At 76.8% G+C, this 11,860-nt stretch carries 7 protein-coding genes and 2 pseudogenes; 4 read left to right on the top strand and 5 right to left on the bottom strand.

The annotated features are described in order from the left end of the window. Positions 1-583: 583 nt before the first annotated feature. The 3 genes and pseudogenes from L6E17_RS11860 to L6E17_RS11850 form a co-directional block, all read right to left on the bottom strand. Positions 584-1,585, bottom strand: a pseudogene (locus L6E17_RS11860) (N-acetylglucosamine kinase). Further along, on the bottom strand, positions 1,576-2,838 hold the full coding sequence (locus L6E17_RS11855) for a 6-phospho-beta-glucosidase (protein ID WP_236240720.1): 1,263 nt from the start codon (positions 2,836-2,838) through the stop codon (positions 1,576-1,578). The pseudogene L6E17_RS11860 and the gene L6E17_RS11855 overlap by 10 nt, the downstream one beginning before the upstream one ends. A gap of 75 nt (positions 2,839-2,913) precedes the next feature. Then, entirely contained in the window at positions 2,914-3,990 is a 1,077-nt protein-coding gene (locus L6E17_RS11850; RefSeq protein ID WP_236240719.1) for a mechanosensitive ion channel family protein, read from the bottom strand. 234 nt (positions 3,991-4,224) lie between these two features. Between L6E17_RS11850 and L6E17_RS11845 the strand changes: the two genes are divergently transcribed. Next, positions 4,225-4,761, top strand: coding sequence for an HNH endonuclease (locus L6E17_RS11845; protein WP_236240718.1), 537 nt, complete (start codon positions 4,225-4,227; stop codon positions 4,759-4,761). Between the two features lie 174 nt (positions 4,762-4,935). Here L6E17_RS11845 and L6E17_RS11840 read toward each other — a convergent pair. Further along, positions 4,936-7,897: pseudogene (locus tag L6E17_RS11840) on the bottom strand (beta-N-acetylglucosaminidase domain-containing protein). A gap of 326 nt (positions 7,898-8,223) precedes the next feature. On the opposite strand from L6E17_RS11840, the gene L6E17_RS11835 reads away from it, so the two are divergent. From L6E17_RS11835 to L6E17_RS11825, 3 genes are all read left to right on the top strand, one after another. Then, a complete protein-coding gene (locus L6E17_RS11835; RefSeq protein ID WP_236240717.1) occupies positions 8,224-8,550 on the top strand; it encodes a hypothetical protein in 327 nt (108 codons plus the stop codon). A 360-nt stretch (positions 8,551-8,910) separates the two neighbouring features. Beyond that, positions 8,911-10,707, top strand: coding sequence for a 4-alpha-glucanotransferase (gene malQ / locus L6E17_RS11830; protein ID WP_374109041.1), 1,797 nt, complete (start codon positions 8,911-8,913; stop codon positions 10,705-10,707). Positions 10,708-10,727: 20 nt separating this feature from the next. Beyond that, complete coding sequence (locus L6E17_RS11825; RefSeq protein ID WP_236240716.1) at positions 10,728-10,958, top strand: hypothetical protein; 231 nt, start codon at positions 10,728-10,730, stop codon at positions 10,956-10,958. A 307-nt stretch (positions 10,959-11,265) separates the two neighbouring features. Here the strand turns inward: L6E17_RS11825 and L6E17_RS11820 are convergent, their stop codons facing one another. Continuing rightward, the gene (locus tag L6E17_RS11820; RefSeq protein ID WP_374109040.1) at positions 11,266-11,820 is read right to left on the bottom strand and encodes a MarR family winged helix-turn-helix transcriptional regulator; all 555 of its coding nucleotides are present in this window, start codon (positions 11,818-11,820) and stop codon (positions 11,266-11,268) included. Positions 11,821-11,860: the final 40 nt, after the last annotated feature.

The raw sequence follows: 11,860 nt of genomic DNA, 5'->3' as shown, positions 1-11,860 counted from the left end.
GTCGCCGACGTCGGCCGCCCCGGCGGTTGCCGGAGGCGGCTGCCCGCCCAGCAGTATGGCCGCAGGACCGGGCGTTGACACCGGACTTCCCGGGATCTTGTACGTATCGGCCCGTACCGGGACCGTGTCGGCCACCGCTCGGCGCTGCGTGTCGGCCCGTACCGGGACCGTGCCGGCCACCGTTCGGCGCTGCGTGTCGGCCTGTACCGGGACCGTGTCGGCCACCGTTCGGCGCTGCGTGTCGGCCTGTACCGGGACCGTGTCGGCCACCGTTCGGCGCTGCGTGTCGGCCTGTACCGGGACCGTGTCGGCCACCGTTCGGCGCTGCGTGTCGGCCTGTACCGGGACCGTGTCGGCCACCGCTCGGCGCTGCGTGTCGGCCCGCGCTGGGACTGTGTCGGCCACCGCCGCCCGCACCGGGAGTGCCGGCCACCGCCCGGGCGCGGAGGCACCGGCTGCCGATCACCGCCCGGCGCGGAGGCACCGGCTGCCAGCCACCCACCGCCCGCCGCACCGGCTGCCGCCCGCCGCACCGCTCGCCGCACCGGCTGACAGCCACCCACCGCCGGTCCCCGCCCAGCCCCTACCGCTGTTCGCCGTACTGCTCGCGCAGGGCCGCCGCGGCCGACGGCGGGGCGCCCACGTGGTCCAGCCCCAGCAGCGCCGCCCCCAGCACGGGGGCGCCGTCACGACGCGGGGGACCGCCCGCGGCGCCGCCTCCCGGAGCAGCGCGGCGATCCGGTCGACCAGCCCCGGGTGGCGGCCGCCAGGACGCCGCCGCCCAGCAGCACCGGCACCCGCGCGTCCCGCAGGTCCAGCCGGTCCAGTGCGACCACGGCCATGGCCACGACCTCCCGGGCCAGCCGCTCCACGAGGGACGCCGCCACCGGGTCCCCGCCCGCCGCGACCGCGAACAGCACCGGCGCGAGTTCGAGCCGCCTTCCGTCCGGGATCCGCCCCCGGTGCAGTGCCTCGATCAGCGCGGCCATCGAGCCGAGCCCGAAGTGCGCGGGCAGCGCGCGGGCCAGCTCCGTCGGCTCGCCGCGCCCGTCCTCGGCGCGCGCCGCGTGCCACAGCGCCTCCTCCGCCAGGCCGGCGCCGCCGCCCCAGTCACCCGAGATCCGGCCGAGCGCCGGGAACCGCGCCGTCCGCCCGTCCGGCAGCAGCCCCGCGCAGTTGATGCCCGCCCCGCACACCACGGCGACCCCCGCGGCTCGTCCGCCCCGGCGCGCAGCACCGCGAAGGTGTCGTTGCGCACGGCCGTCGACGCGCCCCAGCCGCGCGCCTCCAGCTCCCTCGCAAGCCGCTCCTCCTCTACCGGCAGGTCCGCGTTGGCGAGGCACGCGGAGACGTGCGCGATCCGGCCGGCGGGCCCGTGCCGCGCCGCACCGTCCAGCCCGGCCGCCCGCAGGGCCTCCGCCACGGCTCCGGCCAGCACGTCGACGGCGGCCGCCACCCCCACCGCAGGCGGCCGGAAACCGCCGCCGCGCGCGGTGCCGAGGACGGTGCCGTCGTCGGCGGACACGACGGCGACGTCCGTCTTGCTGTTGCCGGCGTCCACCGCCAGCACGCGTCTCACGCCCATGCCAGGTGCTCCCGGTTGTGCGCGATGAGCGTGTCGGTGAGCGTGTCCGCGTACCCGTACTGGCCGATGAGCGGGTGGGCCAGCAGCGCCCGGAACACCCGCTCGCGGCCGCCCCGCAGGGCCGCGTCGAGCGCCAGCCGCTCGTAGGCGGCGACGTGCGTGATCAGCCCCGCGTACAGCGGGTCCACCTCGCGCACCGGCAGCGGGCGGGCGCCGTCCGCGTCCACCGCGGCCTGCACCTCCACCACCGCGTCGTCCGGCAGGAACGGCAGCGTGCCGCCGTTGCGCACGTTCACCACCTGCACCGCCGGGCGGCCGCCGAGCAGGGAGGCGGCGAGGGCGACGGCCGCCTCCGAGTAGAAGGCGCCGCCCCGCTGCGCCAGCAGCCCCGGCTTCTCGTCCAGCGCCGGGTCGCGGTACATCTCCAGCAGCTGCCGCTCCATGGCCGCGACCTCGGCGGCCCGCGACGGCTTCGTGCGCAGCTCCGCCACCACCTCGTCGTGGGCGTAGAAGTAGCGCAGGTAGTAGGAGGGGACGGCGCCGAGCCGGTCGAGCAGCGGGCGCGGCAGCCGCAGGTCGGCCGCGACGGCGTCGCCGTGCCCGGCGAGCAGCTTCGGCAGCAGGTCCTCCCCGCCGGGCCCGCCGAGCCGCAGGCCCAGCTCCCAGGTGAGGTGGTTCAGGCCCACGTGCTCCAGGTGCAGGTCCTCGGGGGGCAGGCCCAGCAGCCGGGCGAACTTCCGCTGGAAGCCGATGGCGACGTTGCACAGCCCGACCGCGCGGTGCCCCTCGTCGAGCAGGGCGCGGGTGACGATGCCGACGGGGTTGGTGAAGTCGACGATCCAGGCGCCGGGGGAGGCCCGGCGCACCCGCTCCGCGATGTCCAGCACGACCGGCACCGTCCGCAGCGCCTTGGCGAGCCCGCCCGCGCCGGTGGTCTCCTGCCCGACGCAGCCGCACTCCAGCGGCCAGGTCTCGTCCTGCTGCCGGGCCGCCTGCCCGCCGACGCGGAGCTGGAGCAGCACGGCGTCGGCGCCCTCGGCGGCCGCGTCCAGGTCCGCGGTCCAGGTGACCTTCCCGGGGTGGCCCTGCCGGGCGAGGATCCGCCGGGCCAGCCCGCCCACCGGCTCCAGCCGCTCGGCGGCCGGGTCGACCAGCACCAGCTCCGCCACGGGCAGCACGTCCCGCAGCCGCGCGAACCCGTCGACCAGCTCCGGTGTGTACGTCGACCCGCCCCCGACGACGACGAGCTTCATGTGCCGTACCCCTTCCGTCACGTGACGCGTACGGGGATACGTAACCAGCAGAAGACAGGTGTAGACCAGTGGGCGTCAGTGCTTGGACAGGTTCGGGCCCGACTGGAGCGGTATCGGGTTCGTCGCGAGGGACTGCGGGGACACCGGGGAGGCGAACGCGGACGGGGCGGCGACCCCGGCCGCGGGGTCGGCGGCGGACGCCCCGTCGCCGGGCTGCGGCGGCCCGCCCACGATCCGCACGCCCGCCGCGTCGAAGGCCCGCTTGATCCGCCAGCGCAGCTCGCGCTCCACGCCCAGGGCCTTGCCCGGCATGGTCTTGGCCGACACCCGCAGGGTCATCGAGTCGAGCAGCACCTCGGTCAGCCCGAGCACCTCGACGGGCCCCCACAGCCGCTCGTTCCACGGCTCGTCCTCCGCCAGGGTCGCGGCGGCGTCGCCGACGAGCTTGCGCAGATGCTCCAGGTCCTCGGTCGGCCGGACCGTCACGTCGACGGTCGCGGTCGCCCAGCCCTGGCTGAGGTTCCCTATGCGCTTGATCTCGCCGTTGCGCACGTACCAGATCTCGCCGTCCACCCCGCGCAGCTTCGTCACGCGCAGCCCGACCTCGATCACCTCGCCGGACGCCACGCCCGCGTCGACCGAGTCCCCGACGCCGTACTGGTCCTCCAGGATCATGAAGACGCCGGACAGGAAGTCCGTCACCAGGTTCCGGGCGCCGAAGCCGATCGCGACGCCGGCGACGCCCGCCGACGCCAGCAACGGCGCGAGGTCGATCTTGAAGGCGCCGAGGATCATCAGCCCGGCCGTGCCCATGATCAGGAACGAGGCGACCGAGCGGAGCACCGAGCCGATGGCCTCCGACCGCTGCCGGCGGCGCTCGGCGTTCACGAGCAGGCCGCCCAGCGCCGTGCCCTCCACGGCCTGGACGCCGCGGTTCATGCGGTCGATCAGCTTGGTCAGCGCCCGGCGGACCAGGAACCGCAGGGCCAGCGCGACGGCCAGGATCACGACGATCCGCAGGCTGGTGTTGACCCAGGTGGACCAGTTCTCCTCCACCCAGCCCGCGGCCTCGGTGGCCTGCCGCGCCGCCTCGTCCAGCGAGCCGGCGGGCGGGGGAGAGGGGTCGGCGGAAGGCGTGGCCGATGCGAACACGCGGAACCTCCTGGGATCACGAGCGGGTCACAACAATTTAACGGCCCGGGGCAGGGGGTTCGCCGCCATGTTCGAGGGAGAGCTTCGTCGCACCCGGGGATGACTCCCGGTGTGGTCGAAAACACTCCGTGCCCGTTGCCGGTACGTGGTGGCGCTTCGACCAGGCATGAGGAGAGACTGAGAGCAGATCGTCCCGGCGCGAGCCACGCGCCGCCGGCGTACAAGGAGGCATCCGTGCCGCACGTCCTGGTCCTCAACGCGTCGTACGAGCCGCTCGGCGTCGTACCGCTCCGCCGCGCGCTCGTGCTCGTCCTGGAGAACAAGGCCGTGTGCCTTGAGGAGTCCGGCGCCTTCCTGCACAGCGCAACCCGAGTGATGGCCGCACCCAGTGTCGTGCGGCTGAAGAGGTTCGTGCGGGTCCCGTACCGGGGGCCCGTCCCGCTGACCCGCAAGGCCCTCTTCGCCCGCGACGGCGGGCGCTGCATGTACTGCGGTGGCGTCGCAACCAGCGTCGACCACGTCATCCCGCGCAGCCGCGGGGGCAAGCACACCTGGGAGAACGTGGTGGCCGCCTGCCGCCGCTGCAACCACGTCAAGGCCGACCGGCACCTGCGCGAACTGGGCTGGCGGCTCCACCAGCCGCCCGCGCCGCCCACCGGTCTCGCGTGGCGGATCATCGGCACGGGCCATAGGGACCCGCGCTGGCTGCCCTACCTGCAGCCGTACGGCGCGGACGACGCCCTGGCCCGGATCGACGGCATTTCCGCCTGAGACCCGGGCCTACGCGTAGCCCGAGGGCCGCGCCCGCCCCCAGGGGCACCCGGGCGCGGCCCCCTTCGGTGTGCGCCCGGCACCCGTGCCTCCCCGCCCTGGCGGGGAGGCCCGCGCGGGGGCGACCGTCAGCGGCCCCCTGTCAGCGGCCCCCTGCCAGGGAGCCGCCGCGTATCAGGGAGCCACCGCGTACAGCTCGACGCCGTACAGCGAGTACCCGTACTCCGTGGCCCGGGCGTCCAGCTGGAGGCGGACGAAGCGGGCGCCGGGCGCGTCCATGCGCACGGCCTCCCGGCCGCCCCGCCCGTCACGCACGGTCGCCGCCGTGCGCCACGTCCGGCCGTCCGCCGACACCTGCACCCGGTAGCGCGTCGCGTACGCGTCCTGCCAGTGCAGCACCACCTGGCCGACCCGCGCCGGCGCCGGCAGCTCCACCTGCCACCAGGCCGACTCCTGCGGCGGGGAGGACCAGCGGGTCTCCCGGTCGCCGTCCAGCGCCGCGGACGGCGGGAAGTCGGCCGTCTCCTGGCCCGACGCCGAGGCCGTGCCCGCACGGGCCAGGTCCCCGCCGCCCGTCCGCGGGAAGGCCCGCACGGTCAGCGTGCGCTGCTCCCCGCCGAAGGACAGCGCCACCGCGTACTCCCCGGGCCGCGTCCCCTCGGGGACGGTGACCGTCACCGGGACCGTCGCCGCCGTGCCCCGGGGCACGGTCGTGTCCTTCGGCACGTCCACCACGACGCCCTCCGGCGCACGCGCCGCGAGCGCCCGCGCACGGCGCCGGGGCGCTGCGCGGACACCACCGCGTCCACCCGCAGCGGCGCCCCGCCGATCTCCGCGTCCACCTCGGTGCGCCGCAGCTCCAGCCCCACTTCCGGCTCGTCCGCGAACCACGGCACGAGAGCCCGCACGGGCACCGCCCCCGCGCCCTGCGGCCAGCGCACCCGCACCGCGTCGGCCCGCACCCCGCCGGCCGGGGCCTGGGTCCACCCCGACGGCGACAGCGCGCCCAGTGCCCGCCAGCCCTCACCCGGCACGCGCACCTCGACGGTGCCCGCCGCCGAACCCGGCTCGGCCAGCGCGGTGACGGCCTCCAGCGACCGCGTCCGGCGCAGGTCCACGGTGTAGGCGTCGCCCGACCGGTACGCCTCGCCCGCCGCCCTCGACGTGCCCGTCCAGGCCGCGGCCTGCTTCTCGGCCCGGTCCAGGAACGGGCCCAGCACGCCCTTGCCGACCGTCGCGGGACTCGCCGCGAGCGCCGCGCGCAGCGGCTCCAGCTCCAGCTGGGCCCGCCACGCCGCCGGCCCGTCGCCGCGCGCCTGCGCCTGCAGCATGTCGACGGCCGTCTCCCCGGCCTGCCCGTACCGGGCCAGCTGCTCCAGCCAGGGCCGCACCTCGTCGTCGAGGCGGCCCTCCGCGGGTCCCGTGAGCTGCCCGGGGGCGGCCCGCATCGCGGTGAACGCCGCGCGCAGCCGGGCGGCCGCCCGGTCGCGGACCTCGGGGGCCACCCCGGCCGTGGTCCTGGACCGCCAGAACTCCCGCAGCAGCGGCCGCAGGTAGGCGGACTCGCCGGTCTGGTCCAGCAGCGACGACGCGTCGTTCCCGGCCAGTGCGGCCAGCGCGGCGCGGGCCCGCGGATCGCCGCCCGCCAGGTCGTCGAGCGCCGCCTCCCACGACTCGTGCGGCCGGTAGCCCCGCGGGTTCCAGGCGAAGTCCGCCGCCGTGAACACGGGGATGCGGGACGCCGACGCCTGCTCCATCGCGTTGGCCAGCAGCGCCGCCGAGCCGGCCGCCACGGCGGGCTCCCGCCCGGTGTAGGGCCCGAGGAAGAGGCGGTCCTGCGCGTAGTCGTTGACGGGGTAGTTGTCCATGGTGACCAGCGGGTGCTGTCGGAACGCCGTGCGTGCTCCCGCCAGTTCCCGTCCCGTGATGGTGCGCGGCACCACGCCGACCCCCGTCCACGCCACCTGCACCCCGGGGTCCAGCTCGTCCGCCAACGCCGTGCGGTAGTCCGTCACCCCGTCCTGGTAGTACTCGGTCGGCATCAGCGACAGCGGCTCCGCGTCCGGGTAGCGCGCGGCCAGGTGGCGGGCCAGCTCGCTCGCCACGCGGGCGTGCGCCGTCGCCGCCGCCCGCGGGCCGCGGCCGTGGACCTCCGCGTCCCGCCCGCAGTGCCACTCGTCGTAGCTCGCGTCGTGGAACTGCACCTGGAACGCCCGCACGCCCAGCGCGTACATGGCGTCGATCTTCCGCTTCAGCGCCTTCACGTCGTCCGGCGAGGCCAGGCACATCGCCTGCGCGGGCGCCACCGCCCAGGCCAGCGTGACGTGGTTGCGCCGGGCGCGCTCCGCCAGCTCCCGGAACTCCGCGCGCTGCGCCGCCGGGTACGGCTCCCGCCACCGCGCCTGCCGGTACGGGTCGTCGCCGGGCGCGTACAGGTACCGGTTCTGCTTCGTCCGCCCCATGAAGTCGAGCTGCGACAGGCGCTGCTGATGGCTCCACGGGCGGCCGTAGAAACCTTCCGTCAGGCCGCGCACCGCCGTCCCTGGCCAGTCGCGCACCACCACGCCCGGCACCTGCCGGTCCGCCGTGATGAGCTGACGCAGCGTCTGCACGGCGTGGAAGAGACCGTCCCGGCCCACCCCGTCCAGCGCGACGACGTCCCGGCCCTCGTGGCGGCCGGTCGCGAGGCGGTAGCCGCCGGAGGGCAGGTCCCCGCGCTCGGGCACGCGCAGGGCGCGCAGTACGCTCTGCGCGCCGGGTCCGCCCATCCACACGACCGGTCCCCGCCCCCGGCGTCCGGTCCGCCCCGGTCCACCCGCCGCACACCCGCCGCGCGCAGCACCTCTTCGAGCGCCGCCACCGCATACGGGTCGGCGTCCGCCGGGGCGGCCACCGCCACCGCGTCGCCCAGGGCCACCGCCGCCCCGTCCGTGCCGCGCAGCGACTGCGGGCGCGGCCACACGGCGGGAGGCGTCGCCGCGTCCCGCTCGGGCGTGGCGCTGGCCGGGGACGACGGGTCGCCCGGAGCGGCCGACGCGCCGGGCGCGCCGCCCAGAAGGCCGCCGATGACCGCGACCGCGACCGCGGTCACCGTCCGCCTGCCGCGTCCGAACTGCGGGAGCTGGCCGAACTGCACGCGCGTCTCCCCTCGTGCCGCCTGGTTGTGCGGGTAGCTTTGCCGTCGGACGTACGGAAGGCCGTACCCCCGGCCGTACGGGTGCTCGTACCGGTGGGTTTCGAGCCCACCACCCCCTCGCCGAAGGTGTCAATGTGCGTGGTCGATGTGTCGTATTTGCACACGGGTCAGGTTCCGGCGGCGGCTCACCGGCCCGGTGCGCGGCGGCCGGCGGACCTCACCGGGCGGGGCGGGCGGTGTGAGGACCGCCACGTCGTGCGGATGGTCCGGCGCATGCTGGGTAGGGCTGCTGTGGTCCGCCCTTCCCACCGCACAGGGAGACCACCATGGCCACCTCCGCCCATCTGCTGCACGCCGCCCTCTCCAAACAGGTCCGCGTCCTGTCGGGGCAGGCCCGCACCCCTTCCCGTCCCGGCCGGCAGGATGCCCAGGACCACCCCCGCAGGCCGCAGCCGTGCCGCTCCCTCCCGGCCCAGCCGGCCGCCCGCCTCGCCGAACCGCGCGTCACCGAGGCGCTGCCGCTCACGAGTGAGCCGCCCCTCGCCGACGCCGCCCCCCTCACCAGCGAACCGCCGATGACCGACGCCGCGCCCCTGACCAGTGAGCCGACCGCACGGGGCACGGCCGGCGGTCCGGAGTTCCCCCGCGCGTAGCCCCGCCCCGGAACCCGGGGACCAGGAGACCAGGATCAGGAGCCCGCATGACGCTCGCCCGGCTCGCCGCGCTGCACGGAGTGGCCACCGCCTACTCCCCGTCCCCGGGAGTCACCGTCCCGGTCCCCGACACCACCGTCGTCGCCGTCCTGGCGGCCCTGGACGTCGACGCCGGCACGCCGGCGGCAGTCCGCGCCTCCCTGGCCGCCGCCGAGGAGGCCGCGGCCCGCCGGCTGCTGCCGCCCACCGTCGTGGTCCGGCAGGGCGACGAGCCGGCCGCCGCCCCCGCCCGGTCGCCGCCCTGCCCTCCGGCACCGTCCTGCACATCACCCTGGAGGACGGCCGCACCCTCACCTCCCCGTGCCCTGGGCGGGCCTGCCGCCCGGCGCCCACCTGCTGACCGCCCGCGCGCCCGACGGCCGCACCGCCGACGCGACGCTCCTCGTCGCACCGGCGCGGGTGCCCGCTCCGCCGGCCTCCTGCCACGGCCTGCTCGTGCAGCTCTACTCGCTGCTGTCGGCCCGCTCCTGGGGCATGGGCGACCTCGGCGACCTGCGGGAGCTCGCGGACTGGGCGGGCCGCGCCCACGGCTGCGGCTTCGTGCAGGTCAATCCGCTGCACGCGGCCGTGCCCGGCACGCCCACCGACCCGTCCCCGTACCGGCCCTCGTCGCGGCGCTTCCCCGACCCCGTGCACCTGCGGGTCGAGGACGTGCCCGAGTACGCGTACGCCGCCGGCGCCGACCGCGCGGAGCTCGACTCCCTCGCCGGCCGCGCCGCGGAGCTGCGCGAGGGCGTGCTGCGCAAGGGCGAGCTGATCGACCGCGACGCGGTGTGGGTGCTCAAGCGGCAGGCCCTGGAGACCGTCCGGCGCGTCCCCCTCGGCCCCGGCCGCCAGGCCGCCTTCGACGCCTTCCGCGCCGGGGGCGGGCAGGCGCTGGAGGACCACGCCGTGTGGTGCGCGCTCGTGGAGCGGTACGGCGCCGACCGCGCCCAGTGGCCCGCGGGCCTGGACGACCCGCGGTCGGCCGCCACCGCCCGGGCGCGCGCCGGCCTCGCCGACCGGGTCGCCTTCCACACCTGGCTGGCCTGGCTCACCGACGAGCAGCTCGCCGCCGCGCAGCGCGCCGCCCGCGGGTCCGGCATGGCCGTCGGCGTCGTCCACGACCTGGCGGTCGGGGTGCACCCGGACGGTGCCGACGCCTGGGCGCAGCCCGGGGCCTACGCGCGGGGCATGTCGGTCGGTGCCCCGCCCGACGCCTTCAACGCGCGCGGCCAGGACTGGGGGCTGCCGCCGTGGCGCCCGGACGCGCTCGCCGCCTCCGGCTACGCCCCGTACCGGGAGCTGCTGCGGGCGCTGCTGCGGCACGCGGGCGCCCTGCGCGTGGACCACGTCATGGGCCTGTTCCGGCTGTGGTGGGTGCCCGCGGGGCTGCCGCCCACGGAGGGCACGTACGTCCGCTACGACGCCGACGCGATGCTCGCGGTCCTCGCGCTGGAGGCGCACCGGGCGGGGGCCTGCGTGATCGGCGAGGACCTCGGCACGGTCGAGCCCGGCGTGCGGGACGTGCTGGCGCGCCGCGGGGTGTTCGGCACGTCGGTGCTGTGGTTCGAGCGCGACTGGGAGGGCACGGGCCGCCCGCTGCCGCCCGAGGCGTGGCGGGCGGACTGCGTCGCCACGGCCACCACGCACGACCTGCCGTCCACGGCGGCCCGGCTCGGCGGCGACCACGTGGAGCTGCGCCACCGGCTCGGCCTGCTGACCGGGCCGGTGGAGGAGGAGCGCGAGCGGGACGCGCGGGACGTCCGCGAGTGGCTGGCGTACCTGCGGGAGCTCGGGCTGCTCGACGCGGCCGGCGGCCCGCGGGACGAGGAGGCGGAGATCCGGGCCGTCTACCGCTTCCTGCGGCGGACACCCGCGCGGATGACCGGGGTGTGGCTGCCGGACGCCGTGGGGGACCGGCGCCCGCAGAACCTGCCGGGCACCTGGGACCAGTACCCGAACTGGCGGCTGCCCGTCGCCGGGGCCGACGGGCGGCCGGTCGCCCTGGAGGACCTGGCCGCGTCGCCCCGGCTGGGGGCGCTCATGGCGGTGCTGCGGGGCGGCGCGGACGGGGAGGAGCCGCCAACGGCACCCCCGGGCGCGCGCTGCGTCTAGGCGTTCGCTACGTTTGCTCCGTGGACAAGAAGAACGCCCTGCGCGCCGGCGCCGTCGCGACCGGTACGACGCTGATGATGCTGCTGATGTCGTCCCCGGCGCTCGCGCTGACCCGTGACGACGGCGACGACCCGGGCCCGGGCCTGAGCGTCATGGAGACGCTCGGCCTGTTCGTGGTGGCCCCGATCGCCCTGTTCGTGGTCATCGCCGGCCTCGTGATGGTCATGGACCGCTCGAAGAAGCAGGCCTGACACCGGGCGCACCCGCTCTTCCGAGGGCGCCGCACGGCAGGGTTCCCACCCCGCCGTGCGGCGCTCTGCTGCGTCCGCGCGCCGCTCCGGGGCCGCCCCGACGCGTCGTCCGTCCTTCCGTGACCCGTACCGGCCCGTACCGGCCCGTACCGGCCCGTACCGGCCCGTACCGGCCCGTACCGGCCCGTACCGGCCCGTACCGGCCCGTACCGGTCGGTGTGCCGGGGGAGGCGTCCCGGAGCCGGCTCGCGCCCCCGCGTCCCGCCCGTGCTGAGCGCGACATCCGGCATGCAGGCCGGGCGGCGGCTCAGGCCCCCGTCGCGATGAGGAGCTTGCGCAGCAGCCCGGCGAGCTGCTCCGCCTCCTGCCGGTCCAGGCCCGCCTCCAGTGCCTCCCGCTGCACGGCGAGCCCCGCGCCGACGGCCTCGTCGACCAGCGCCAGGCCCCGTTCGCTGAGCGTCACCCGCAGCCCGCGCCGGTCGTGCGGGTCCGGGCTGCGGCTGAGCAGTCCCGCCCGCTCCAGCTTGTCCAGCCGGCCCGTCATGCCGCCCGTCGTGAGCATCAGCGTGGCCGAGAGCTCCCGCGGCGAGAGCGTGTAGGGCTCTCCGGAGCGGCGCAGCGTCCCGAGCACGTCGAACTCGCCGCGTGAGATGCCGTGCCGGGCGTAGGCCTGCTCCATGCGGCCGCCCACGGTGTGGGTGAGCCGGTAGATGCGGCCGAACACCGCCATGGGCAGCGTCTCCAGGTCGGGCCGGACGACGGCCCACTGGTCGGTGATGGCGTCCACGGCGTCGCGGCCGGGGCCCGGGCTGGTTTCCGGACTGTTCACCGGGGCGTTTCCTGAGGTGCGAGTCGAGCTCATACCGCGAAGTCTCATGAGGAGTCCCCTTGCTCGCAAGCAA

The sequence above is a fragment of the Streptomyces sp. CC228A genome (genome assembly GCF_021390935.1).
GTDB lineage: Bacteria > Actinomycetota > Actinomycetes > Streptomycetales > Streptomycetaceae > Streptomyces.
The sequence above is the reverse complement of the archived record's forward strand: the minus strand, read 5'-3'. Positions and strand labels throughout refer to the sequence as shown.